This is a genomic window from Maridesulfovibrio sp. (assembly GCF_965230075.1).
In the GTDB taxonomy this organism is placed as follows: domain Bacteria; phylum Desulfobacterota; class Desulfovibrionia; order Desulfovibrionales; family Desulfovibrionaceae; genus Maridesulfovibrio.
This window is the reverse complement of record NZ_OZ245945.1, coordinates 2,549,698-2,575,356: the sequence shown is the minus strand read 5'-3', so window position 1 is coordinate 2,575,356 and position 25,659 is coordinate 2,549,698. Positions and strand designations below refer to the sequence as shown.

Sequence of the window (25,659 nt, the reverse complement as noted above, 5' to 3'; positions counted from 1 at the left end):
TTTGTGGGGCGGCTATTTGGCCGCCCCTAATTATTTTTTAAACAGAGGTCCTAATGGCATTCGCATTTGACACTACAGTTTTCTGGGACACATTTCCCATGCTCATGCGTGGTCTCAAGCTCACAATTGAGATCACCATCGGCGGTCTATTTTTCGGATTCTTACTTGGAAGTGCAGCAGGTTTGATGAAGCTTTCCCGTAATTTTTTCACTAGAAAGATTGCCGGGGTTTACGTTGAAGCTATCAGGGGTACACCCATGCTTGTTCAAGCCATGTTCCTTTATTACGGGGTTCCCATGGCAATCGGGATGCGTATTCCCCCCATGACCGCCGGGATTGTTATCATCGCAGTTAACTCAGGTGCGTATATTGCCGAGATCGTTCGCGGTGCGGTTCAGTCCATCCACAAAGGACAGTTTGAAGCCGGACGCTCCATCGGTCTGACTAATGCCCAGACCATGCGTTTTATCATCTGGCCACAGGCACTTAAACGGATGATTCCGCCCCTTGGCAACCAGTTCATCATCAGCCTTAAAGATACCTCCCTGCTTATGGTTATCGGTGTTGGTGAGCTTATGAGAACCGGTCAGGAAATCACTTCCGTGAACTTCCGTGCCTTTGAGGTCTACCTTGCTGTTGCATGTGTGTACCTTGTTATGACCCTGTCCATCGCATTTGCAATGCGTCGCATTGAGAAAAAGTTGAATACTTCCCGGAGGTAGTGACATGATTGAGATTAAGAACCTTCATAAAAGTTTCGGGAAGCTTGAAGTAATTAAAGGCATCGACCTTAAGGTTGAGTCCGGCGAAGTTGTCTGTATTATCGGTCCTTCCGGGTCCGGTAAATCAACCGTGCTGCGTTGCATCAACAAGCTTGAAGAACCCACTTCCGGAACCATTATTGTGGATGGCCATGACATCATGGCTTCTACTACTAATATCAACGAAGTGCGTGCTGAAGCCGGAATGGTTTTCCAGCAGTTCAACCTTTTCCCGCACATGACCATCCTTGATAACGTGACTCTCGGTCCCATCAAGGTGCGTAAGATGTCCAAGAGTGATGCTGATGAACTCGGCCTCAAGCTTTTGGATAAGGTCGGTCTAAAGGATAAGGCCCGTAACTACCCGGAACAGCTTTCCGGCGGACAGAAGCAGCGTGTTGCAATTGCCCGTTCCCTGGCTCTGCAGCCTAAGGTTATCCTTTTTGATGAACCTACTTCTGCTCTTGACCCTGAACTGGTCGGAGAAGTTCTAGAAGTAATGCAGAAGCTTGCCAAGGAAGGTATGACCATGATCGTAGTTACCCACGAGATGGGTTTTGCAAAGGAAGTTGCAGACCGTCTCATTTTCATCGATCAGGGCATTATTCAGGAAGAAGGCGATCCTGTTGAAGTCTTTGCCAATCCCAAGAATCCCAGACTTAAGGATTTTCTAGGAAAGGTCGTTTCCCATATTTAAGGGAATCTTAAAACGAGAATATAAAGGGCAGTCCTCAGGGGCTGCCTTTTTTTATTTATAACAGCTTGTTTTGCCGGAATGGTTGACGTATTCTGCTGTTTGCTAAATAACGGTAGTATCTTTAATTTTAAATCTGGGAGGTAGATAAAATGAGAAAAATTTTGAGTTGCAGTATTGTTGTCCTCACATTGGTTCTGATGAGCTCCTTTGCCTGTGCTGGCGGTTTTCCGGAATTGCGTGGAACATGGGTCGGTCTGGTCAAGATGATCACTAAAGACGGAAAGATTAAAGAGCATAAGGCCGTATTTGTTATCAAAAAGCAGGAGGGCAATCTCTTCTCCGGTGAAAAGGCATGGTTTGCTGAAAATAAAGAAAATCTTATTACCGAGGGATTCAGCGGCATCATCGGCGCTGACGGCGTGAGCCTTTATTTTGCTGAACATGAAGAAGGTTACACTTTGGGAACCCTGACAGGTAAGGAAAATATGTCCCTGTATAACCTTGAAAGCGGTCGCAGAGCTAAAGCTATTTACTACACAATGGAAAGAATTCGTTTTGCCAGAGCCTTTGTCGATATCGATAAAGATGGCAGTAAAACCGTTATCCGTTCTGAAATTGTAAAGGTTTATCCTCTTAATGCCGGAAGAATTATGCGTGAAGCAGACCTGAATAAGGATGGAAAACTGAGTAAAAAAGAATGGGATGAGTGGAAAAAGAAGCAATAAATTTGTTTTAAAATTTAAAAAAGGCACGGATTTTGGTCCGTGCCTTTTGTTTTGTGAGATATATTTCGGGAGGTTTTGAATTAATTCATAGCTTCCACGATTGTTTCACCGAATTTCCCGGCGGCTTTGGGGCCGTTTGCAGTAATAATTTTACCGTCGACAACTACTTTTTGGTTTTGGAAGTCACAGCCATTCTTTTTCATGATTTTGCGGGCACCGCTTTTAGGGTGTGCGGTTGCCTGTTTACCGTCGAGGACTCCGGCGTAACCGAGTATTCCGGGAGCTGCGCAAATAGCGGCAAGGATTTTATCCTGTTTTACTGCTTCCTGCGCAATATTGTGGGCATTTTTATTTTTCCATACTTTCTTGATTCCGTTACCACCGATGAAAACCACGGCATCGTAATCAGCTACATTCACATCCTTAAGCAGCATTGACGATTCAATGCGTTTGCCTTTGTTACCTTTGAGGGTACCGACCTTGGTGCTGGCAATGGCGCAGATAATACCTGCATCATCAAGGGCTGAGCGAGTCTTTTTATATTCAGTTTGTTCAAAATCAGATTTGGCGACAATCATGATTGCTTTCTTGCCGTGGGTATCAGCCATAGCTGATGCAGCCATTCCCAGAACCAGAATCATCGCAATAAGAAGTATCAAGCCTTTTTGTAATCTCTTCATTTCAACCTCTCCTTTAATTTGATTAGCAATTTGATATATTCTAGATTTAATCAGGTCAATGGGGGATTATGTTTTTTGCGATTGAAAAAAATATCTTACCGTGAAATAGTCCTGATTAAATAAATCAATAAACGTAAGCTGATGCGGGGGGATTATGAGCGATGCGTGGGCGGTTTTATTAGCGGGTATCGGGGGATTTGGACTGGCATATGCTCTGTTGCAGGCACGGGAGCAGGGCAGGGTAGAGGATAAGGAATTTCAGCAGTGGCGCAAAGAAATACGGAAGATGGCTTTGTTGATTACCAATCATACGCCCCGGAAATTTGGCGGTTGTGCAAATGACAAGGCTGCGCATATGGCTGTAGCAAAGCTGCGGCAGTTGCATACCGGTCTGGCGGTAAGGATTTTGCCTGATGACTTTGTTGGACTGAAGCTTTTAAGCAGCCTCAACCTATTAATAGCAGACATTGATAGTGGGAAAGTCGGACAGGAAAGCCATGCGGAAGTGGTCAGCCTATTTGCTGCTTTATTAGCAGAACGCAGGACTGTTGGCTCACCGTCCACAGTATTGTCGCTGAGCGGATTTTTTCGCAGGGTATACCAGTTGCCTGAATATCTGACTGAATATGATCGGGAACGTAAGACTAATTAAAATTTCAATATGAGGGCCTTCATGTTAACCATGAAGGTCTTTTTCTATAGCGCGGCAAAGAATTTACGCTCCGCATCATTCAAGTGCAGGTGATCTACAGCTTTTTTATAGTACAGGTTGAAAATCATTAGATGCATCCAGTGTTGCTGGTTCAGTTCGGCCCTAGTGTTTATTACGGTATGCCATTCATTATCAGCATATTCTTTTTCAAGCCTTATCAGGCATGGATGCTCGATAAGCAGTTTACGTATGTGCTTAAGCAGGGAACTGAAATTTTCTTCTGTCCTGTTGAATATTGTAAGTGCCACTTTACATGCTGGGCAGAGCTCTTCGTGGAATAGGGAATTGAGGGTATATACAAGGGCCTCCGTGCAGTGCCATGTCGAGCATTTGCCTATCAACGCTGATTGATTCGCAAGAGCGACCTTAAATCCGTTTTCTCCTATCCGGCTGAATAAGTCTTCGTTGTTCTCTCCTGCGAAATGGGTATTCAGGTTTGAGACCAGTATGTTACGCAGATCCTTGTCGTTGTGGACACTATAGATAGCCGGGGTTCTTTCAAAGCTGCTCCCTGTGTGTCGCAATACGCGGATAGCCTTGATAAAATCTTCGTTAGAGATGACCGGCGTGCGGCAATAGCCTGATTTATGCACAAGAGATAACCTGCTACGGACATGGATGGGGTTAAACTCATTCGCGCCGTCCTTGGAGGGTAGATGCAGGTTAATCGTTCTACCTTTCAGACGTCTATCCGCAACGCCAGTGGTTACAATCTCCCGTAGTTTACCATCGAACAGGGCGATGTCGTGGGCTTGCCAAGTGAGATACTTGTTTATCTTTTCATAGTTGCGCAGGAAATGATGTTTGAATGCCTTCGGATCAGAATAAAGGGGACGAACATAGTGTTTGATTATGCGGTCGTTCTTGATGGTAAAGCTGGGGCCGCCATGTTTGTAATGCATGCTTGGTCTGCTGACCAGAAGTCTTTTATCGCCTGAGTATGGAATCTCCACCTGTGTAATTATGCCGTCTTTTAAATCAGGGGGATCTTGAGTGTTGTCTGGGCGGTATACTCTTCCTGCCGGGGTTATCCGGCATAGTACAGGCTTGCGTATACATATTTTTTCTTCAAGCAGGGTGATCTGCTTTATTGAATTCTGTTCAATAACATTTTCCACAAGTTCAGCTTTGGAAGCGGCAAAGAATTCCTCTTCCGGAATAGCTTCAATTTGCGGGATGATGCTGTTGCAAACGTTCTCAAGAATTACACTTAAGTCACAGTCATTAAATAGGTTGTTGCGATGCTGTTTAACCATGAGCTGCCTCCTGTGAGGCATATTTTTGACTCTTTTTTCAGTTCTATTAAATTTTATGCATGAATTATTCCGAGGATAATGTTGCACCAGTGGTGGAGTAAATTCAACAATATTTCATTTATGAGAGCTCCATTATTCTTCAGCTAGTTTAAAACTGGATCATAATGTATGATCCAGTTTTAGATATAGGTAATATTTAGATTACATGGGGTGATGATGCGCTATATTGTCTTGTCAGCAATAATTTTTGTTTTGCTTTCGTCAGGAGCAGCAGCCGATAAAATCAGGGTCGGCGGAACTGGGTATTGGTCGCCATATTGCTATCTATCCTCGGATGATCCACATGACCTTAAAGGTTTCACTGTTGATTTTCTTAAAGAGGTATTCAGCCGGTCTGAAGACGATCTTCAGCTTGTGGCCCTGCCATGGAAAAGGTGTCTGGCAATGCTGGAGAACAACGAGCTTGATCTTGTCCTTGACGGTAGTAAGGAATCTCCGCGCCTTAAAAATTTTATATTTTCAAAGGAGATCTATCATTTAGATAATGCTTTGTTTTATCTCAAAAGCCGATTTCCAAATGGCCCGCATATCAGAACCGTTGCTGATATTGATAAGTTCTCATTGGGGGGAGTGTTCGGATTTAATTATAAGATGTACCCTTTTGATGTTTCCAAAATCCAGCAAGGAGCCAAGGATATTGAAACAATGCTCAAGATGCTGGAGAAACAGCGTTTTGAACTGGCGATTGGATTTGAGCAGATCGTGTGCTCACGGATGAGGTTACAGGGTATTGATGGTATGGACATCGCATTTGTGCCCATGCCCGGAGTCGAGTCCCTGCATTTTTATATTTTCGGTAACCATACATCTAAAACCGAAAAGTTGATTAAGCGGATAAATGCAGGGTTGCTGGAAATGATAGTAGATGGTCGGCTTGCAAAGTTGAAGCGCAAGTATGGGTTGCAGAGAGCAGGGAAGTAGGAGCCTTGTTCGGTTCCGTATAAACTTCCCCCTCCTCGGCTTTGGTAAGCCGGGGAGGGCGTTTTTTTACTGCGGAGACTAAATCACTCCATAAAGAGGTCCACCGGACGCAGCCAGCGCGTCTACACGCTTTTCCACTTCTGGGTCAGGATCAAGCGGCGGTGCCTGATAGGTTTTCATTCTGGCATCAATGATGAGTGCTTTTTCAGTTCCCCAATGCTTGGCCTTGGTGAAGGCTCCGGCTCCGTAGATGTCAGTTGCCGGGTCGGAACGGGTAAAGGTTACCCAGAGGAAATTATCCCAGTTTTTGCAGGTGAAATCAGGATCATCCACAACCACAATCATGGGGAATCCTTCAATCCCTTTGGCGTGCTTAAGTGCTTCACCAAGTTTTTCCATTTGCGGGTCCTGTTCTCCTCTGGAGGTATCGCTTTTGCGACCTTTAAGGAGCATAATCCCGGGGCCAAAGACTTTTGCTTCCCCGAATCCATCGGGCAGGGTGGGGAGTTGCGGCAGTTCTGTTGCAAGTTCCCGCTTCTTTGATCCGGCAGCGGCGAAGATCAGCTTGGAGCCTTCGTTGAAACCCATACCGGAGTAATCGAGGGTATCTATGGTGGTTCTGGTGATAAAGTGCAGATCGCGTTTCAGGTTGGCGCGTTCAAGCATATGTTTGAAGAAGACCGGGATATTGTGGCAGTTTTCGCCATGCTCCATATCTTCCTTTGCGCCAATGAAAAGGTATTTGGCAAGGGCGGTCTGGGTGTTGCCCAGAAGAGCCATGCCGTTGGTCAGCAGTTCTTGTGGCTGGCGCTCTTCTGCGTAGGGTACGTAACGCTCACTGCCCACTGCCAGCAGCAACGGATGGACCCCGGCTACATCCACGGCGTGGACTTCGTGAACTCCGGTAAAGACAGAGGGAACCAGCTCGGAAGTCAGCTCATGGATGAAGTCACCGAACATGGTGTCTTCCTGCGGCGGACGTCCTACTGTTGTGAAAGGCCAGATGGCGTCGCTGCGGTGGTAAACCTTATCCACTTTGAGTACCGGAAAATCGTGGGTCAGGCTGTAGTAGCCGATGTGGTCGCCAAAGGGGCCTTCGGGTTTCTGCTCATTACTGATGGTTCCGCAGATGCAGAAGTCTGCTTCAGCAGGAACAGGCAGGCCGTTGGGACGCATGACCATGGGAATGCGATGTCCGCCCAGTGCTCCGGCAAAGAAAATTTCCGCCAGCCCCTCAGGGAGAGGCATTACAGCGGCGATGTTCATGGACGGAGCCCCACCAACGACAATGTTTACCTTGAGTTTTTCGCCTTTTTTCAATGCCTGCGCATGATGGTGTCCGATGCCGCGATGGATTTGGTAATGGAGGCCCACTTCGGTGTTATTGTATTTATTACCGGAAATCTGGACCCTGTACATACCGATGTTTGAGCCTGCAAAACCGGGGCTTTCCGGGCTTTCGGAATAGACCTGCGGCAGGGTGACAAATGCACCTCCGTCCATGGGCCATGACTTGAGCTGCGGTAACTGGGCAAGGGTGGTTTCATTGGCAGTTACCGGACCTTCGGAAAGTTTGCGCGGCATGGTGTGGTAGGCAGTGCGCGGTGCGCCGAGATATTGCCACGGTTTTTTGATGGCTTCCATGGGATACATTTTCAGCTTCATGAGCCGTTCCACTGTTTCGATGGTATCGCGGAAAATGAAATGCAGTCTTTCCTTGGTTCCGAAAATATTTGCGGCCATGGGAAATTTGCAGCCTTTCACATTGGTGAAGAGCAGGGCAGGGCCGCCTGCTTGAAAAACGCGGCGTTGGATGACTCCGGCTTCAATATTCGGATCGATTTCCTGATCTATGCGTTGCAGGTCGCCTTTGGCTTCAAGGGCATCAAGGCATTCTTTCGTGTTTTTGTATCCCATTATATTTTCCTTGTGGTCATTTTTTATTTGTGCGGCAGAGTGTATGGATTCAAGGGGCGGGAATCAAGTTTAATCGAACATAAAAAAAAGAGCCTGACGCTTACGAAAGGCTCAGATTTTCCATTTTGGAAAGCTGGTTGCTAACCCAGAATCTTATTAGCCAGCAGCTTCTGGATACCAACGACATCGCTGCCTTTTTTTAGCTCTTTAATGATAGGGTCGCGACGTCCGGAAACCCACATTTTCAGTTCGGAATCCATATCAAAATGTCCGGCAGTTTCTACGGAAAAAGTAGATATGGATTTGTAAGGGATTGATAAATATTCCACTTTTTTTCCGGTCAGGCCCTGTTTATCAATGAGGATCAGCCTGCCAGAGGTGAATACATACATGTCACGGATAACCTTGAAGGCCCGTTCAACTCTTTCGTTATCTCCCATTATAGGGGAGAGTTCTTCCTGAACATCTTCAATGCTGACTTCTGAAGCATTGCCCATTAATCCGTCAAGAATTCCCATAATCTCTCCGTTTAGTTTTCGGTGAAAACAGTTTTTTTAGAGATAAATTATATAATGTTTTTTAGTAAAATCAATTACTTTTCAATGGAAAAACTTGTGTTGAGTATTTTTCGTGCACGCCGATCAGTTTCTCGGGCAGGTATTGCTGGTATTTTTTCTTATATTCATCTTCATATTGTCCATTAATGATATGGTTGACTTTGCCTATGATTCTCTTACCCCATTTGTTTTTGGAACATCCGACGTAGCTCAGAACATATTCGGGCAGTTCGCGGATGGGGATAAAAATGAACTTGTCTTCCACGAAGCTCTGGGAAACAAGCCATTGTAATTCGTGAGGAAAGCCTATGGCATAATCAATGGTGCGCTCAGCCTGAATGTTTTTTGCCAGTGTTTCAAGTAAGTCCCTCTTGTAGTGGACTATTAATTTTTTAGAATTTTTGTTGTTGTCCACAATTTTATCCACCATACCTCCGTAGCGACGCCCTTTGGAAATGCCCATGCGCATGGGGGATGTGTTAAATAGGGCAGCTATGGAGATAAATCCCTGTTCATCAATAAATGGTTTAAATTCATTTAGCCTGGATTTCAGGGTGATGACTCCGTTGGAAATGTAAAGCATTACCGGCTCGCTGAACTCAATGAATTTTTCCCGGTCTTGTGTTTTCATCATTGTCACACAGCAACCGTTTGTTTCGGCAAGTTGCTTTAATATGCGTCCGTAGTTGGCAATGTGTTCCGCGTGTTTGTATTCGGGGAGGGCGTTTTGCAGTTTTTTTTCCAGATAATTTTCATGCCCTTTTCCTTTCAGCTCTCCACACATGATGCTGGATGGCGGAAAGTCCGCATGATACCAATGGATAACGTTATCAGCCTGAACAGGTGCAGGGATAACCAATGACAAATAAATAATTATTAAAAATATATGTTTCATTATATTTTTATTGGTTGTGCAAGGTTTAATTGTGTTTTGCAGTTAAACCTTATCCGTTTTTTAGTTTAAAGTCAGTATGTAATTCTCAAAATTAAGACTGAGTTGTGGGGAAAGTTGCCCAAGTGTCGAAATCTGAGCGTTTTTTATTCTTGATGAATAGTTATTGGGGGTGATATTCAGTCGATATGAAAGAGAACCACACCATTCATAAGGCTGAAGAGTTGATCGGCATTGAGTCGAATTTTAAGATATATCCTTTCACTGACGGGACCGGATGCCCTATCAGTGATATTCAGGAACCGCATTTACATGATTTTTATGTAGTCCATTATGTTTCGGCGGGACGTGGCAGTTGTGTTATTGATTTTGAGACCTACGACATTATTCCCGGTTCATTATATTTTGTTTCGCCCGGACAATTGCATTTGTGGAACCCTGAAGGAGTGGTGGACGGCTTTGTAATGGTTTTTACCGATGATTTTCTTAAGTCTCCGGAAGCTCCGGTCCATAGTGCTTATGAGCTTGAATTTTTCAACAGTGTAGTCAATTCCCCCATGTTCATGCTTTCCACGGAACAGAAAGCCGAGTTGTCAGGGGTAATGTCTAATCTTTGTCGGGAATTCAGTGCCAGAAAACCCGGATTTGAAACCGTGTTGCGGTCATATTTTCATATTCTTATGGTCAGTTTGCAGCGCATGTTTGCTGACCGTTTGCAGCGTACCGGTGCCCGGTCAGAAAATCGTATTGTGCGGGAGTTCAAAAAGCTGGTATCCACTGATCACAGCCCGCAGTTACGGGTTCAGGATTATGCGGAAAGGATGAATGTCAGCGTGAGCAGGCTCAGTGCGGTGATCAAGGAAGTGACCTGTATGACTCCGGGACAGATTGCCCGTAATGAGCTGATTACCACTGCCAAGCGTATGCTGGCTAATTCAGATAAGAATGTTTCCGAGATCTGCTATGAGCTTAAGTTTGAAGATCCTTCGTACTTCGGCAGGTTTTTCAAGCGTGAGACCGGGTTCACTCCTTCAGTTTTTCGCGAGCATGTAAGAGGAAAGTACCAGCAATTGGCATAAAATTACCTTCGTATAGTCAATGCGATGGGCTACGCTGTTTGCAGTTAATTTTTGCAGAAAGGAGATAGCCCATGACTTTGAAAGATATAACTGAAGCAGCTGAGAAGATAGGTTGTTTGTCTGTGACCACCCTTGATGGTGGAACAATGCATAGCCGGATAATCAGTCTTTGTGGCGGGGATGATGAAGGACTCTACTTCCTGACAATGGATGTTAAGCCTTTTTACCGCCAGCTTAAGGCCAACCCCCAGGTTTCCATGTGCGGTATTTATCCTACCAGCCGCAAGGAAGGAAAGAACAAGGACGGCCAGCCATATTTCCCTCCGGGATATACCTTGCGGATTACCGGGGAAGCACGCGAAGTCTCCATGGATGAACTGCGTGAGAAGGCAGAAGCCGGAAATCCGATCCACCAATATGTTCTTGAGGACCACGAGCGTTATCCTGCCATCCGGTTGTTTTGTGTTCATAAGGGTAAAGGCGAGATCTTTGATTTTGATTTCGAAATGGCGCAACGCGATCATAAGCTTTTGCGGAGCCGGTTTGCTTTTGGGGGAGAAACTTTCAATGAAGCAGGGGCGCGAATTGATCCTGAAAAATGTATTGCCTGCGGCGAATGTTTTGAAGCCTGTACGTTCAAGGCGATTGTTCCGGGGGATGTTTACCGGGTAGACGGTTCCCGCTGTGATGAATGCGGAAGCTGTATGCTTGTTTGTCCGGTTGAAGCTATAGAACTTTCACAGACAATATAACCATAAGATTTTCCAAAGTATAATTGAGCACGGTTCTTTATGGATCGTGCTTTTTTGTGTTTTCAAGGGCCGCTCTGTTATTCCCGGATAAGATCTATTCAGGGATTGTTGCTTGACACATTGTGCTGTTTTAAATATTTAGTTGCGTAGCGCAACTAAATATTATGGAGTAAAAAAATGAAAAATGGTCAGGTTCGGCAGGTAAGGCAATATTCACGAAGTCTTGCCCGTGATTGGAAGTTGGTCGCAAATCGTGCGGATTCGCAGGGGCTAAGTGTATCTGAAGCGCACTCTCTTCTGGAGCTGTCAACAGTGGAGTCGCTTTCAGTTCAGGATGTGGCTGATATATTGCTTATAGACAAGTCCAATGCTAGTCGGGCCCTTAAATCTTTAGGAAAGCAAGGACTAGTGGACTTCAGGGCAAATAATACGGATCGAAGAGCTAAAGACGTATTTATCACTGATGCAGGTAGGGATCGAGTTACGAAGGTACATGCCGAAGCAGATGAGCAGGTGAGTTGTGCTTTAGGGATGCTGGGTGTTCGTGAACGAGAGATGGTAGAGCGGGGATTGCATACTTATGCCAAGGCTCTCCGCTATTGCAGGCTTCAGGAAGGATTCTCCATTCGTCCTATAACTGGCGAGGATGATCTTGCTGTAGCGCAAGTAATACGCGTTGTATCCGAAGAGTACGGTTTACGTGCCGAGGATGGCTATGCTGTAGGTGACCCTTCTGTTGATCATATGAGTCATGCTTATGCAGATGAAGGCTGCCGTTATTGGGTGGTTGAACGCGAGGGACGTGTTGTGGGCGGAGGCGGAGTTGCGGCTTTGCAGGGCGGAACAGGTAGTGTTTGTGAGTTGCAGAAAATGTATTTCACATCTGAATGTCGTGGTAGGGGATTGGGCAGGAAGCTGGTTCTCAAGGGATTGGAATTCGCTCGGAGTTGTGGCTATGAGGCCTGTTATCTGGAAACGACAGGCGAGTTGCGTGAGGCTGTATCGCTTTATGAGGCTCTTGGTTTTGAGCGTCAGGATAATCCCTTAGGAGATACAGGGCACGAGGTTTGTGAGCTACGCTATCTATATCGTTTCGATTAATAGGGGTATGAATTAAAACGCAAAAGCTGATGGTGCTAGGTTGATTTTAGGCTTCGTATTTGACTTGCAGCGGAGCAGTACTTAATTTCTCAGCAAGGAGAAAGTAATGTTTCATGGAAAAGTAAAGGCAGTAGCCTTTGATGCTGATGATACCTTGTGGGTCAATGAGCCTTTTTTTGACCGGGCCAAAGCTGATATTGCTGAAATGATGTCCGCGTATGTTCCGGCGGTAGATTTTATGAAGATTCTGGAACAAACCCAGTCCCGGAATATCGGGGTATTCGGCTACGGGGTAAAGAGTTTCGTAATTTCCATGATTGAGGCGGCCAATATAGTTGCTCCCGGCAGGATTAAAAGTTCTGAACTTGAACGAATCATTGAAATTGGCAGGTCCATGTTGACCAATCCTGTTGAGCCCATCGCCGGGATCGAAGAAGTGCTGAGGACTTTGGGCCGCGAATATGAATTGCTTATGATTACCAAAGGGGATGTGGCGGAGCAGCAGCGCAAGATCAGTCTTTCCGGTATGTCCGTGTATTTTGATCATATTGAGATTCTTACCGAGAAGGATGAGGCTGCTTATGAGCGGATTCTTCATAAGCACAGCATCCGGCATGATGAATTTCTCATGGTCGGTAATTCCGTAAAATCAGACATTCTTCCGGTTGTGGGTATTGGTGGAAGTGCTGTACATATTCCTTTCCACACTACTTGGGTCCATGAGGTGGTCTGTGAAGATGATCTTTGCGGACGTGAGTATGTTGAAATCAGCAAGGCAGGGGAGTTGTTGCCGTTGTTGATGAGTTTATAATTCGAAGTTACTGTTATAAAATTTTATATAGCCATTAATCACTTTCATTCTTTTGTAATGAATGTTAAATAGCCGTTGCTTACGCACTACGGGATGCAGCTTGCGTTTCTTAGTGCGTAATTTGTGTTAAAATATCAATATATAAGGTGATAGCATTGTCTCAGCCTACTGAAAAAAGTGTAAAATTGGTCTCCACCTATGTGGAGAAGTATTGCAAGCGTACCGGACTGAACCTTCATCCTATGAAGGATGTTTCCGATGCAGTGACCACCGGTCTGGCCATGCATCTTGACGAACTTAAGCGTCCCCTCTGTCCCTGCCGTTTCTACCCGGACAAACAGCAGGCTGTTGCAGAGCGTGAATGGCTCTGTCCCTGTTCAGATATGAAAACTTACAAGTACTGTCACTGCATGCTTTTCGTAAATGAGGAAGGAATGCCTGTAACTGAGCACCTGCCCGAAGATCACGAAGGTCGTCAGACATACGGTGACATAGCTGACCCTGATCCGGCTAAGATGCATCGCAAATTGCCTAACTAGGCAGCACTACCGTAATCAAAACAGAACGGACACAGGCTCTTACGGCTTGTGTCCGTTTTTTTATTTGTGGTCGCTTGCGTCTCGTATTGGGAAGACTTCCTGTAGGTATTTCCGATGGAGTTTGACTCCTTCCGGGGGAAGGAAGTTTTGATGTGCATTGACATATTCTGAATCATAATTCCCTTCCAAAATCTGGTTGATTCTGCTGATCACCTTCTTTCCCCATTTATTTTTCGTGCAGCCAATGTAGGCGATACTGTAAGGTGTAATTTCCTTGATGGGGATAAACTTGAATTTATCTTCAACAATTCCCTGTCGGGTCAGCCATGCTATTTCCTGCGGATGGCCTATGGTATAATCAATATTGCGCTCAGCTTCGAGCAGTTTGATAAGTCCTTCAAATACATCTTTCTTGTAGTAGATATATATTTTGTCAGAATCTTTGTTTTTTTGGATCAGTTTATCTATTGCCCCTGTGTAGCGTCTTCCTTTGGATATGCCCAAGCGCAGGTCGGAATTGTTGAACAGTTTACAGATGGATATGCGCCCATCGGCATTGATAAACGGCTTGAACTTATGAAAGTCTTTTGAAAGGACAAGCACGCCGTTGCTCAGTCCGATTATTGTCGGCTGGCTGAATTGTATGAATTTTTCTCGTTCCGCATTTTTATAAAGGGCAATGCAGCAGCTATTTGAAGTCTGGAGTTGCTTGATTATTCGGCTGTAGTTGGCGATGCGGTAGGAGTGGGAGTATTCCGGCAAAGAGTTGCTTAGGTTTTGAAGAAACAGATCATGATATCCTGTACCTTTCAGCGGCCCACTGCCGATACTTCCTGGCGGATAGTCCGCATGATACCAGACAATTGCCTCTTTTTCGCTCCACGCAGGTTGGGGCAGGCAAAAGAGCAGTGTGGCTATTATGGATATGATGTATCTCACAGGTTTCCTTGGCTTTGGATTTTAGCTCAGTATAATTTAAATATAGTTGTTATGTAAGCTTAAAAACAAAAAGAATTTGGAAGATTTGTTTCTACGCACTCAAAAATGAAACACAAAACGGACACAGGTTGCATTACCTGTGTCCGCTTTGTGTTTTAATTAGTACGGTTGCTGTTTAGCTATTGTGTTTGCGTGTTTTTAGTTTTTCGTCCAGCCGTCATTTTGCGCAGCAGCACATAGAATACCGGGGTCAGGAAGAGACCGAAGAAGGTTACACCGATCATGCCGGAGAATACGGCGATACCCATGGTCTGGCGCATTTCTGAGCCGGCCCCGGATGAGGCCACCAGAGGCCATACACCCATGATGAAAGCGAATGAGGTCATCAGGATGGGGCGTAGGCGCAAGCGGCAGGCTTCAATGGCTGCTTCAACGATTCCTTTGCCCTGTTCCTCCAGTTCGTTGGCAAACTCCACAATGAGAATGGCGTTCTTCGCGGCCAATGCCACCAGAACAAAGAGGCTGATCTGGGTGAAGATGTTGTTATCTCCGTGGGTCAGCCAGATTCCGGTGAAGGCGGCCAGAATACTCAGTGGGATGATCATTATGATGGCCAGCGGCAGCACAAGGCTTTCGTACTGCGCGGCAAGTACAAGGAAGACCAGCAGCAAGACCAGCGGAATGATATACATGGTGGTATCCCCGGCCAGAACCTGTTGATAGGTCAGTTCCGTCCACTCAAAGCCCATGCCCTGCGGCAAAGTTTCCTTCAGTATCCGGACAATAGCATCCTGAGCCTGACCGCTGGAGTAGCCGGGGGCGGGGTTCCCGTTAATATCCGCAGAGCGGAAGGCGTTGTAACGCTGGGCGCTTTCCGGACCGAAGGTTTCACTAACGGTCATGACCGCACCGAGCGGAACCATCTCTCCACGGTTGTTGCGGACTTTGAGGCGCAGGATATCATCCGGGGTATCGCGGAATGCTTTGTCCGCCTGTGCAATGACCCGGTAAGTGCGTCCGAATTTGTTGAAGTCGTTGATGTACAGGGAACCGAGGTAAATCTGCATGGCATCAAATACATCATTGATGTTCAGGCCGAGCTGTTTAGCCTTGGAGCGATCAAGGTTTACATAGAGCTGAGGTACGTTGATCTTGTAGTTACTGTAGACCCCTTGCAGCTCCGGCTGCTGATAGGCTTTGGCAGTGACTTCATTGATTACTTTCTGCAAGGCTTCGTAGCCCATGTCGGTTTTATCTTCGATCTGGATTTTGAAGCCCCCGGTGGTTCCGAGTCCCGGTACGGGCGGCGGCGGGAAGATGGCTATGAAGCCTTCGCTGATGGCGTTGAACTTCTGTTGCAGTTTGGCTGCAATCGCGTCTGCAGAAAGGGCCGGGTCTTTGCGGTCTTCAAAGTCATTGAGGGTGGCAAAGACAATACCGGAACTGGGGCTGTTGATGAATCCGTTAATAGAAAGCCCAGGGAAAGCGATGGTGCTTTTTACTCCTTCTTCGTTGAGAGCAATGTCGGACATTTTGCGAATTACTTCTTCAGTGCGTTTCAGGGTCGCGCCATCGGGGAGCTGTACAAAGCTGATCAGGTATTGTTTGTCCTGCGTAGGCACAAAACCTTTGGGGATGGCATTAAAGGCGTATCCGGTCAGCACCAGCAGGAGCACATAGACCAGCATGCCCACGCCGCGCCGTTTTACAATACCGGAAGTGCCCTTTGCGTACGCTTCCGAACTGCGGTCGAAGAAGTGGTTGAAGAGTTTGAAGAACGGGCCGAATATTTTACGCATTCCCAGTGAAAGCCAGTCGTTGTCTTCGCCGTGGGGTTTGAGCAGCAGGGCGGAAAGCGCCGGACTCAGAGTCAGCGAGTTGAATGCTGAAATTACTGTAGAGATGGCGATGGTCAGGGCGAACTGACGATAGAACTGTCCGGTCAACCCGCTGATGAAGGCGATGGGCACGAATACCGCCAGCAGTACCAGCGTCACCGCGATGATCGGTCCGGTAACTTCCTGCATGGCTTTATAGCTGGCTTTCTTGGGTGAGAGACCAAGGGCCATGTTTCGTTCTACGTTTTCCACAACGATGATAGCGTCATCAACAACAATACCGATGGACAACACCAATCCGAAAAGTGAGAGTACGTTGATGGAAAAGCCCATGAGCAACATGACCGAGAATGTACCGATAATAGAGACCGGAACTGCGATCATGGGAATGATGGTTGCCCGCCAGGTCTGCAAGAAGACGATAACTACCAGCAGAACAAGGGCGACGGCTTCAAACAGGGTATGTACAACAGCTTCAATGGAGCTGCGTACAAAGACAGTGGGGTCGTATTCAATGCGGTAATCCACACCTTCGGGGAAGTTTTGTTTCAGCTCTTCCATGGCCGCCCGTATGTTGGAGGATATTTCCAGTGCGTTTGCTCCGGGAATGGCGTTGATGGGAATACCCACCGCCTGCTTGTTATCGAGCAGGGAGCGCAGCACGTAAGCATTGGCACCAAGCTCCACGCTGGCAACATCCTCAAGACGGGTGATCTGGCCTTCCTGCCCGGTATTAATGATTATGTTTTCGAATTCTTCAATGGTCTGTAAGCGGCCCTTGGCGTTGATGGGATACTGCATTTCGGCAATATCAGCATAGGGTGCACCGCCGATGACCCCGGCGGCAACCTGTACGTTTTGTTCGCGCACTGCAGCCACTACATCATTAGCAGTGAGGCCCAGTTCGGCCAGCTTCTCCGGGTTGAGCCACAAACGCATGGCGTATTCACCGGAACCGAAAATCTGCACCGGGGCCACACCTTTGATACGCCCCAGCACATCCTTGACATTCAGCACTGCGTAGTTGCGCAGATAGAGCATGTCGTAGCGGTCATTGGGCGAGGTGAGATGTACAACCATGGTCAGGTCCGGTGAACTCTTTTCAGTGGTCACACCCATCTGGCGGGTGATTTCCGGTAAGCGTGGCAGGGCCTGCGACACGCGGTTCTGAACCATCTGCTGGGCAAGGTCGGGGTCGGTGCCGATGGCAAAGGTTACGGTCAAGGTCATCTGTCCGTCTGAGGTCGCTTGTGAATACATGTAGAGCATGTTTTCAACCCCGTTGATCTGTTCTTCAAGCGGAGTGGACACGGTGGCAGCGATGACCTTGGGGTTTGCACCCGGAAACTGGCCCCGGACCACAATGGAAGGAGGGCTGACCTGCGGATATTCAGAAATAGGCAGTTGCAGCATGGAGAGCAGCCCGCCGACGATGATCAGGATCGACAGCACGCTGGCAAAGATAGGCCTGTCGATGAAAAACTTTGAAATATTCATGGCTGATTATTCCTTAAAGGCGATGGTGTGTTTGTCTGCAAAAGGCAGGAGGCGGCACTTTCAGAAGCCGCCTCCTTTTTTGAGGGAATTGGGTTTATGAAGAAGATTTGGAAGATTCTTTAAGAGACAGGACTGATTCCACCGGAGTAACGGTCATGTTCGGGCGGATGCGGTGCAACCCATTGACCACTACTTGTTCACCTGCGGAAAGCCCGGAAATTACAACCCGCTGTCCATCTATTGTTTTACCGGGTTGGATGATTCGGTAAGCAATGGTGTTGTCTTCGGTCACTGTGTAGACAAAACGCTGGCTCTGGTTGGTGCCGATGGCTCTTTCCGGTACCAGCAGTACGCTCTCCTTGCCTGCGGAACCGAGTTGGACCTTGGCGTACATTCCGGCCAGCATGGCTCCATCGCTGTTGTCGAAAATAGCCCGGGCGCGGATTGTGCCGGAATCTGTATCCAGTCTGTTGTCTACCGAATAGAGATGTCCCTTGTAAGTTACTCCTGCGCCTTCTGCCAGCTGCAGCTCCACCGGGAGTTCATCGGCAGCAGCCATCTGGCGGGCCATGCGGATGTATGTCTGTTCATCAATGGCGAACTCAGCGTAGAGCTTGTCGTTGGCGACAATGGTTGCCAGAACCGGAGCACTGGGGCCTGCTTCAACAACATTCCCTTTGGTGATCTCCGCACGGCTGATGCGTCCGGATACCGGGGCGCTGATATGCGCATATTCAAGGTTCAAGCGGGCCTGCTTCACTTCCGCCTTGGCTGCTTTCACACTGGCAAGGGCAACCTTGTATGTGTTTTGAATGGAATCATAGGCACTGTCTGAGATGACTTTTTTGTTTTTCAGGTCGGTCCTGCGTTCAAGCTCTATTTTAGCCAGTAATGCCTGCTGGTTGGCTGAAGTAAGGGATGCTTCAGCACTGGCAAGGGCCGCCTCGTAGGGACGGGGGTCAATGGTGAAAAGTGGATCTCCGGCTTTTACTTCAGTGCCTTCGGAAAATAGAACATTCTGGATGGTTCCGCCTACTCTGGGACGAATTTCAACTGAATCAACCGCAGTCATACGCCCGGAAAATTCAGACCACTGGCGCATGGTCTTAGGGGTGATTGTCATTACTTCCACAGAAAGCGGAGCAGGTGCGCTGACTGTTTCTGCTTCGGTTTCCGCGAAGGCGCCCTGATCCAGGTAAAAGACAATACCCGTTGCGACGCCAGCCATTACGAGCAGCACACTTGCCAGAGTAATTTTCATGAAACTAGATTTATTTTTAACCATGACATCTCCCCCGAGATTTTTAGCAAAAGTTTGTTGGTGAAAATTTATAGAGGGATTTCCCCCGTGAGGAAGTGTCTATCTGCGGGTATGTTTTTTCACATCATAAGTTTGATTGGTTTGAGCTCATACAAATGATGTAGGTGAGTGCGTACTAATGAGAGTAGAGCGATAAATGAAGTTTTTTTGCGGTGTCGGTGCGCATGAAATTTGAATTGAAAAGGCGCGGACATCAATGTCCGCGCCTTTTAAGATATTGAGAATCCTAGCCTTCTAGGATTTGTCTTTCTTTAGCTTTTGCTTGCGTTTTATATACCATTGCTGGTCTCCATACATTTCATCTGAACATTCAGGGCAGAGGCCGTGGCTGAACGATGCTTCGGAGTATTTTTCGATGTATGACTCAAGGTTATTCCAATAGCCTTTGTCGTCGCGGATTTTTTTACATTTGGCACATATGGGCATAAGGCCACTGAGCACTTTTACTTTTTCAAGTGCTTCGGAAAGTTCCGCGATGAGCTTCTCTTTTTCCTTTTCGGCTTTTTTAAGTTTCGTAATGTCGATGAAGCTTTCAATATAATAGTCTTTTTCTTCAATACTCAAGGTCTTAACCGTCTTGAGTATGGTGTGGTTGTCAGAATTGGCAGTGAGCAGAATTCGTTCAGACATATCTACCGTCTGTCCGAGGTCGGCGATAGGGCATTTTCCACGCTCAGCAGGACATATAAATTTGTGACATTCCTTGCCGACAACTTCGTTTTTACTTCGGCCCAGCATTTCAAGGGCTGTGCTGTTGATTTCAACAATCCTGTGATCCTCAGCGTCAACAACGATAACTCCGCTGAGGATGGAATCGAAAAGTATATCCATAAAAAGAGCGGATTTTGTGGTGGCATCCAAAAGGAAATTGACTGTATTCAGGCATGAGTTTACTTCTTCATGCCTTTCCAGTTCAGCTATGCGCTGCTCCAGTTCTTTATATGTCGGTTTTTTTGATTCCACGGAACACCTTTGATATTTAAAAAAATATATTAAACTATACGATACTGGTGTGAATTCGTCTATTAGAAAAGTGAATATCTTAATCAAGAATTGAGTATACCATGTGTTTTATGTGTGTTTAGAAAAATGATTACGTACCTCAGCAATAAACGTCTTTAGATATTGAGATTGCCACTTGTTCTTATGCCGGAGTAATAGCACTGCGGTTTCCATCGGCCCCTCCTTTAGCTGGAACTGTGCGTATTTGCCATTACTCAAATCTTTTTGGATTGCGAACTCAGGGATAATTGTGACCCCTACGTCTAGTTTTACGCAGGCTTTGATGGTTTCAATGCTGTTTATTTCAAGAATGGATAGGGGTTTAATGTTTTGTTCTGTAAGATTCTGTGCAAAAGGGACTTTGTAATGGCAGTCATATTTGGGAAGGATTAGGGTCTGCTGGCTGAGTTCTTTTAAGCTGATGTCCATTTGGCCGGCAAAGGGATTGTCATTGGCACATATAAATATCAGGTTTACGAATCCCAGCACTTCACTTTTTAGGTCCGGTTCATTGATTTCATCTAAAAGCAGAAAGGCAACATCAATGATGCCGCTACGCAGTTCCTGTTTTAGGGATTCGTAAGAACAGGTGTCCGTGTTCAAATTCACCCGGGGATATTGTTTTTTGAATGTGTTCAGTACACCGGGCAGGATATGAGTGCCGAGGCTTTGCGGTATCCTGATGGATATAGATCCCGCTGGCTCCAAGTGTTCGGAAACTTCAGCCAATGTTTCTGTTTCCATATCAGTTATTTTACGGGCATAGCGGACCATTTTTTTTCCTGCTTCAGTCAGGGCGATTCTTTTTCCCAGTCGGTCAAATAACGGCACTCCAAGTTCCTGCTCTAAGCCCCGTATCTGTGACGAAACAGTAGATTGGGCATAGTTTAAGATTTCAGCGGCCCTGTTGAAGTTTAATAATTGAGCGGTAACCAAAAAGGTCTTCAGTTGGCGGATTTCCATTTATATTCTCCAATCGAAAATTTCGATTAAAACAGCTAAAAAGATTCGTTGTACAAGTGGTATTCGATTGGTTAGCCCTTTTCAAGTATCGACTTATGTAAGGTTAGTTAATTTGAAAATATGGGTGTTTAATAAATGAAAAAAGTAGGAATTATCCGTTGCCAGCAGACTGAGGATATGTGTCCCGGAACAACTGATTTTAAAGTTGCTGCACAAGGCAAGCTAGGATTTGAATCACTTGGTCCCTCAGAAGTGGTCGGTTTTGTGAGCTGTGGTGGCTGCCCCGGTAAACGGGCCATCGGAAGGGTGAAAGTTATGGTGGACCGGGGAGTGGAGGCTATTGTGTTTGCTTCCTGTATTTCAAAGGGAAACCCGATCGGCTTTGCCTGCCCCCATTTTGCCGAGATGCGTGAAGCCGTGGCTAAGGTTGCCGGGCCGGGAGTGGAGATTCTCGATTATACGCACTAAGAATGTAATTAATGAACATACAAATCATTTGTTTTACCTGATAAAAATGGCTCCCGTTGATCTGGATCAATGCGTTGTTTTTTAGGAAGGATAAGCTCCGGCCTAACCAATCCATGATTCAATTAATGCTGAAAGCTAAAAAGGAGATACAGATGAGTTCCAGAAAAATAGTCGTTATCGGCGGTTCCGCTGCCGGACCTAAAGCTGCGGCCCGTTCCAAACGTCTTGATGCTGAAGCGGAGGTTACCCTGCTCCAGAAGGCCCCGGAATTGTCCATGGCTTCCTGCGGTTACCCGTATTACATCGGTGGAAATTTTGATGAGCGTAATGCACTGCTTGCCACGCCTACCGGAGTAGTGCGCGATGAAGGGTTTTTCGCCGCAGCAAAAGGAGTGAATGCAAAGGTTAATACCGAAGTAACCGCCATTGATCGCCAGAATAAAAGTGTGTCCTGCACTGATGTCCTGACCGGAGAGTCCTGCTCAATTGATTACGATAAGCTGGTTATCTGCACTGGCGCAACCCCGCGCTGTCCGCCTATTCCGGGGATTGACCTTGAAGGCGTACGTTCCCTTTCTGAAATGCGTGATGCTGATAAGCTACGTGAACTGGTTGATTCCGGCGAGGTTAAAGATGCGGTTATTGTTGGTGGCGGGCTGATCGGGATTGAGGTTTGCGAGGCTCTTTCCGAATCAGGCATGAATGTGAATGTTGTGGAGATGCTCTCCCAGCTGCTCATGTTTCTTGATTGGGAAATTGCTAAGCTGGTTGAGAAGCACGTAGCCTCCAAAGGAGTTACCGTGCACACAGATAACGGTGTGGCTGAATTTCTGGGCGAGAACGGTAAGCTTACCGGGGTTAAACTAAACGACGGTTCGGTAGTCCCCTGCGAACTGGCTGTGGTTGCCATCGGCGTAACTCCCAATGCTAAGCTTGCTGCAGATGCAGGGCTTGAAATCGGTGGATTCGGCGGTATTGCTGTTGACGACTTTATGCGTACTTCCGATCCTGATATCTATGCTGCCGGGGACTGTGTAGAGATTACCCAGCGTATCACCGGAAAGAAAACCTACGCCCCCTACGGAGACCTCGCCAACCTTGAGGCCCGGGTGGTTGCGGATAACATTGCCCGTGGTGATAAGCATAAATTCCCCGGCACGATTAACAGCGGGATATGCAAAGTCTTTAATCTCAGTGCCGGAGCTACCGGATTTTCTGAGCAAAGGGCCAAGGCTGAAGGTTATGAAGTAATTACCGCTACCAATGCCAGTCCGGATAAGCCAGGGTTCATGGGAGCAAAGCTTCTGGTTTCCAAAATGGTAGCAGATGCCAGGACCGGACGTATTCTCGGATTTCAGTGCGTTGGCCCCGGTGAGGTCAACCGTCAGCTGGCGGAGGCTGCTATGGCTGTAATGAATGGAAATACCATATGGGAAGTGGGTATGGCTGACCTTCCGTATGCTCCGCCATTTTCTCTTGCTATCGATCACTTTATCACTACCTCGCACATTCTTGATAACAAGATGGCCGGACAGATGACCGGGATCAGCAATGCCGAGGTGAAGGAAAAACTGGATGCGGGAGAAAAACCGTTCATTCTTGACGTGCGCGCTCCCAACGAATTTGAGGAGATGCGCCTCAACGTTGGTGAAAATCTTATCCCGCTCGGTAAACTGCGCAATTCCCTTGATCAGTTGCCGCAGGACAAGAGTGCTGAAATTATCACCTTCTGCAAGATTTCCATGCGCGGCTATGAAGCGCAGCAGGTTCTTGAAGCCAATGGCTGGACCAACGTCAAAGTTATGGAAGGCGGTATTATGGGCTGGCCTTTTAAAGTTGAGATGTAGGTTTTTTAACCAAGTAAATTCAAAGGGCCGTAGCACAAAGTGCTACGGCCCTTGTTTCTTTTAGAGTGCTGTTTCCAGCATCTTGCGGGATACTTCAAGGGTTACGTCCCCACGTTCGGAGAGCTGGGTCATGCCGTGCTTATCTAAGTTGGCAACAACCCGGTCAACGATGTCGGCACCGATTTCGTAATCGGAGAGTCTGGTTGCCATTCCGATGCTGTTGAAGAATTCTTCGGTCTTGCCAATGGCCTGATCAATGCGAGCTTCATCGTCACCTTCACGGATATCCCAGACCCGCTCGGCATACTGGATGAGTTTTTCGCGTTTTTCCGCACGACGCACTTTCCAGTTGGCAAGCTGCATTACAGCCAGAGTTTTTCCGTGGTCCAGCCCGGTGAGGGCAGTCAGCTCATGTCCGATCATGTGGGTGGTCCAGTCCTGCGGGACACCCGCTGCGATGAGTCCGTTGAGGGCCATGGTGGAGCACCAGACAAGGTTGGCACGGGCATCGTAGTTTTCCAGTTCATTGACGGTTGTCTCGCCGATTTCAACCAAGGTCTGTAAAATTCCTTCAGCTGTGCGGTCCTGAAAACGTGCATCTACCGGATAGGTCAGGTACTGTTCGATGGTGTGGATGAAGGTATCCACAACGCCGTTTGCTACCTGAGTCTTGGGCAGGGTGAAGGTTATTTTCGGATCGAGGATGGAGAATTTGGGGAAGTTGAGGGGGGATATGACCACAAGTTTGTCTTCTCCGTCACTGATCACAGCACCGTTGTTCATTTCAGATCCGGTGGCCGGAAGGGTAAGCACGGTACCGAAAGGCACGGAGGAATCCACCGGAACACCGGCGAAGCCGAAGTTCATAAGCTCTCGTTCGCGGCCTTCGTATTCTTTGGCCGGCGCAGCAATAGCGATGAATTTGGTGCCGTCAATAACAGATCCGCCGCCCACTGCAAGGATGAAATCGATTTGTTCGTCACGAACGATTTTAATAGCGTCCATAAGTACTTCAAAGCGTGGGTTAGCAGGAATACCACCGAACTCGAGAACGGTGCGGTCGCTTTTGGCAAGCTCGGCATTGACGCGATCAAGCAGTCCGGTTTTCTTGGCGCTGCCGCCACCGTAAGTGATTAGGACTTTGGCATCTTTAGGAACAAGATTGTCCAATTCCTGAAGCTGGCCTTCGCCGAAAACAATATTTGTCGGGTTGTAAAAGCTAAAGTTAAGCATTTTAACTCCTGTGTTTTTAAGTGATGTTTTGGCTATTATATGCCTTGTCCGCGATTTTTAATGAATACCTATTTTTGCAAACAGTTTGTCTTATTTTGCAAGAAAGGCATATTTTAGTAGAATCATTTTTGAACGATGGTAAGCAGGATAGCACAGAATGTTGTTGCTTAAGGAGAATAAAATGAGCGTTCAGGATAAAATTCTGCTGGAAGAATTGAAAGAAGCCCTTGATGACGGGGCTGTTCGGGAAGGGCAAAATGAAACTTTTCTGGAAGAGGTTACCCTTTTCCGGGTCTCGGAGCATAAACCCAAGTGTCCGCTGATTTATGAACAATGTTTCTGTATTGCCGTACACGGGCATAAGCATTGCCACCTAAGCGATGCAACCTACACTTACGGCGAAGATGAATTTCTGGTTGTTCCCGCTATTGTGCCACTTGATATTGAAGTAGTGCCTGAGGGGGACAATCCTTTGCTCAGCATTACCGTGCCGCTGGATTTTGAAGTGATTCAGGAGCTGGTGGAGTCCATCAATAAATACGACAAGCAGGCGTTAGGGAAAATTCCCAGTTCACCAGGTATCTATTTCGAGCCCCTGACCAACGATGTGATCGAGCCGACGATCCGTTTGCTCAAGATCTTGAAGTCTCGTAAGGAAGCAAATATTTTTGGCAAGCAGATTATCCGGGAAATATATTACCGCATCCTCATGGGTAAGCATGGACATTTATTGGCCTCTGCTGCTTTCGGGGAATCTGACTATGCCCTGATTGCCAAGTCCCTGCGTTTTATCCACGACAATTATGATAAGGGAATCGTCATAGATTATCTTGCGGATGGTGCGAATATGTCAGTGCGTTCATTTTACAACCATTTCAAGGCTGTGACCGCATTAACCCCTGTGCAGTACTTGAAGCGTATCCGGCTCGAAAAAGCCCGCCAGTTCATGATTGTTCAAGGGGAGCAGGCCAGTTCGGCTGCCCATCTTGTGGGTTATGAAAGTCCTTCCCAGTTTAGCCGCGAGTTCAAGCGTCACTTCGGATACACCCCGCGGGAGGCTGTGCGGAACAGTCAAGGCATGGCGGGGTAGA

At 47.0% G+C, this 25,659-nt stretch carries 24 protein-coding genes; 13 read left to right on the top strand and 11 right to left on the bottom strand.

Going from position 1 to position 25,659, the window contains the following annotated elements:
- The first annotated feature begins 53 nt into the window (after window positions 1-53).
- From ACO05Z_RS11700 to ACO05Z_RS11690, 3 genes are all read left to right on the top strand, one after another.
- On the top strand, window positions 54-722 hold the full coding sequence (locus ACO05Z_RS11700) for an amino acid ABC transporter permease (RefSeq protein WP_421902355.1): 669 nt from the start codon (window positions 54-56) through the stop codon (window positions 720-722).
- Between the two features lie 4 nt (window positions 723-726).
- Window positions 727-1,458 (top strand): amino acid ABC transporter ATP-binding protein, encoded by a 732-nt coding sequence (locus tag ACO05Z_RS11695; RefSeq protein WP_421902354.1) that lies wholly within the window; start codon window positions 727-729, stop codon window positions 1,456-1,458.
- Between the two features lie 149 nt (window positions 1,459-1,607).
- Window positions 1,608-2,183, top strand: coding sequence for a calcium-binding protein (locus ACO05Z_RS11690; RefSeq protein ID WP_421902353.1), 576 nt, complete (start codon window positions 1,608-1,610; stop codon window positions 2,181-2,183).
- A gap of 80 nt (window positions 2,184-2,263) precedes the next feature.
- On the opposite strand, the gene ACO05Z_RS11685 is transcribed toward ACO05Z_RS11690, so the two are convergent.
- Entirely contained in the window at window positions 2,264-2,863 is a 600-nt protein-coding gene (locus ACO05Z_RS11685; protein ID WP_421902352.1) for a DJ-1/PfpI family protein, read from the bottom strand.
- A 154-nt stretch (window positions 2,864-3,017) separates the two neighbouring features.
- Here ACO05Z_RS11685 and ACO05Z_RS11680 point away from each other — a divergent pair, with 154 nt between their 5' ends.
- On the top strand, window positions 3,018-3,515 hold the full coding sequence (locus tag ACO05Z_RS11680; RefSeq protein WP_421902351.1) for a hypothetical protein: 498 nt from the start codon (window positions 3,018-3,020) through the stop codon (window positions 3,513-3,515).
- A 44-nt stretch (window positions 3,516-3,559) separates the two neighbouring features.
- On the opposite strand, the gene ACO05Z_RS11675 is transcribed toward ACO05Z_RS11680, so the two are convergent.
- On the bottom strand, window positions 3,560-4,831 hold the full coding sequence (locus tag ACO05Z_RS11675) for a hypothetical protein (RefSeq protein ID WP_421902350.1): 1,272 nt from the start codon (window positions 4,829-4,831) through the stop codon (window positions 3,560-3,562).
- 216 nt (window positions 4,832-5,047) lie between these two features.
- Between ACO05Z_RS11675 and ACO05Z_RS11670 the strand changes: the two genes are divergently transcribed.
- Window positions 5,048-5,812 (top strand): substrate-binding periplasmic protein, encoded by a 765-nt coding sequence (locus tag ACO05Z_RS11670; protein WP_421902349.1) that lies wholly within the window; start codon window positions 5,048-5,050, stop codon window positions 5,810-5,812.
- Between the two features lie 78 nt (window positions 5,813-5,890).
- Here the strand turns inward: ACO05Z_RS11670 and ACO05Z_RS11665 are convergent, their stop codons facing one another.
- From ACO05Z_RS11665 to ACO05Z_RS11655, 3 genes are all read right to left on the bottom strand, one after another.
- Complete coding sequence (locus tag ACO05Z_RS11665; protein WP_421902348.1) at window positions 5,891-7,729, bottom strand: UbiD family decarboxylase; 1,839 nt, start codon at window positions 7,727-7,729, stop codon at window positions 5,891-5,893.
- A 140-nt stretch (window positions 7,730-7,869) separates the two neighbouring features.
- A complete protein-coding gene (locus tag ACO05Z_RS11660; protein ID WP_421902347.1) occupies window positions 7,870-8,247 on the bottom strand; it encodes a PH domain-containing protein in 378 nt (125 codons plus the stop codon).
- A 70-nt stretch (window positions 8,248-8,317) separates the two neighbouring features.
- Window positions 8,318-9,181, bottom strand: a complete 864-nt coding sequence (locus tag ACO05Z_RS11655) for a TIGR02285 family protein (RefSeq protein ID WP_421902346.1) — start codon at window positions 9,179-9,181, stop codon at window positions 8,318-8,320.
- Between the two features lie 185 nt (window positions 9,182-9,366).
- Here ACO05Z_RS11655 and ACO05Z_RS11650 point away from each other — a divergent pair, with 185 nt between their 5' ends.
- From ACO05Z_RS11650 to ACO05Z_RS11630, 5 genes are all read left to right on the top strand, one after another.
- Window positions 9,367-10,257, top strand: a complete 891-nt coding sequence (locus ACO05Z_RS11650) for an AraC family transcriptional regulator (protein ID WP_421902345.1) — start codon at window positions 9,367-9,369, stop codon at window positions 10,255-10,257.
- Between the two features lie 71 nt (window positions 10,258-10,328).
- The gene (locus tag ACO05Z_RS11645) at window positions 10,329-11,009 is read left to right on the top strand and encodes a 4Fe-4S binding protein (RefSeq protein WP_421902344.1); all 681 of its coding nucleotides are present in this window, start codon (window positions 10,329-10,331) and stop codon (window positions 11,007-11,009) included.
- Window positions 11,010-11,186: 177 nt separating this feature from the next.
- Entirely contained in the window at window positions 11,187-12,110 is a 924-nt protein-coding gene (locus tag ACO05Z_RS11640; protein ID WP_421902343.1) for a bifunctional helix-turn-helix transcriptional regulator/GNAT family N-acetyltransferase, read from the top strand.
- 106 nt (window positions 12,111-12,216) lie between these two features.
- Window positions 12,217-12,921 (top strand): HAD family hydrolase, encoded by a 705-nt coding sequence (locus tag ACO05Z_RS11635; protein WP_421902342.1) that lies wholly within the window; start codon window positions 12,217-12,219, stop codon window positions 12,919-12,921.
- A gap of 155 nt (window positions 12,922-13,076) precedes the next feature.
- Entirely contained in the window at window positions 13,077-13,460 is a 384-nt protein-coding gene (locus ACO05Z_RS11630) for a ferredoxin-thioredoxin reductase catalytic domain-containing protein (RefSeq protein WP_421902341.1), read from the top strand.
- Between the two features lie 60 nt (window positions 13,461-13,520).
- On the opposite strand, the gene ACO05Z_RS11625 is transcribed toward ACO05Z_RS11630, so the two are convergent.
- From ACO05Z_RS11625 to ACO05Z_RS11605, 5 genes are all read right to left on the bottom strand, one after another.
- Window positions 13,521-14,399: a TIGR02285 family protein gene (locus ACO05Z_RS11625; protein ID WP_421902340.1), complete on the bottom strand. Its 879-nt coding sequence runs from the start codon at window positions 14,397-14,399 to the stop codon at window positions 13,521-13,523.
- Window positions 14,400-14,578: 179 nt separating this feature from the next.
- Window positions 14,579-17,734: an efflux RND transporter permease subunit gene (locus ACO05Z_RS11620; RefSeq protein WP_421902339.1), complete on the bottom strand. Its 3,156-nt coding sequence runs from the start codon at window positions 17,732-17,734 to the stop codon at window positions 14,579-14,581.
- A 94-nt stretch (window positions 17,735-17,828) separates the two neighbouring features.
- Window positions 17,829-19,019 carry an efflux RND transporter periplasmic adaptor subunit gene (locus ACO05Z_RS11615; protein ID WP_421902338.1) on the bottom strand — a complete coding sequence of 397 codons (1,191 nt, stop codon included), beginning with the start codon at window positions 19,017-19,019 and terminating at the stop codon, window positions 17,829-17,831.
- 270 nt (window positions 19,020-19,289) lie between these two features.
- Window positions 19,290-20,018 carry a PAS domain-containing protein gene (locus tag ACO05Z_RS11610; RefSeq protein WP_421902337.1) on the bottom strand — a complete coding sequence of 243 codons (729 nt, stop codon included), beginning with the start codon at window positions 20,016-20,018 and terminating at the stop codon, window positions 19,290-19,292.
- 108 nt (window positions 20,019-20,126) lie between these two features.
- Window positions 20,127-21,020 (bottom strand): LysR family transcriptional regulator, encoded by an 894-nt coding sequence (locus ACO05Z_RS11605; RefSeq protein WP_421902336.1) that lies wholly within the window; start codon window positions 21,018-21,020, stop codon window positions 20,127-20,129.
- A gap of 135 nt (window positions 21,021-21,155) precedes the next feature.
- On the opposite strand from ACO05Z_RS11605, the gene ACO05Z_RS11600 reads away from it, so the two are divergent.
- Both ACO05Z_RS11600 and ACO05Z_RS11595 read left to right on the top strand, forming a co-directional pair.
- Window positions 21,156-21,488, top strand: coding sequence for a CGGC domain-containing protein (locus ACO05Z_RS11600; RefSeq protein WP_421902335.1), 333 nt, complete (start codon window positions 21,156-21,158; stop codon window positions 21,486-21,488).
- A 152-nt stretch (window positions 21,489-21,640) separates the two neighbouring features.
- Window positions 21,641-23,335, top strand: coding sequence for an FAD-dependent oxidoreductase (locus ACO05Z_RS11595; RefSeq protein ID WP_421902334.1), 1,695 nt, complete (start codon window positions 21,641-21,643; stop codon window positions 23,333-23,335).
- 60 nt (window positions 23,336-23,395) lie between these two features.
- Here ACO05Z_RS11595 and ACO05Z_RS11590 read toward each other — a convergent pair whose 3' ends face one another.
- Complete coding sequence (locus ACO05Z_RS11590; protein ID WP_421902333.1) at window positions 23,396-24,568, bottom strand: iron-containing alcohol dehydrogenase; 1,173 nt, start codon at window positions 24,566-24,568, stop codon at window positions 23,396-23,398.
- 181 nt (window positions 24,569-24,749) lie between these two features.
- Here ACO05Z_RS11590 and ACO05Z_RS11585 point away from each other — a divergent pair, with 181 nt between their 5' ends.
- A complete protein-coding gene (locus tag ACO05Z_RS11585; protein ID WP_421902332.1) occupies window positions 24,750-25,658 on the top strand; it encodes an AraC family transcriptional regulator N-terminal domain-containing protein in 909 nt (302 codons plus the stop codon).
- Window position 25,659 lies beyond the last annotated feature (1 nt).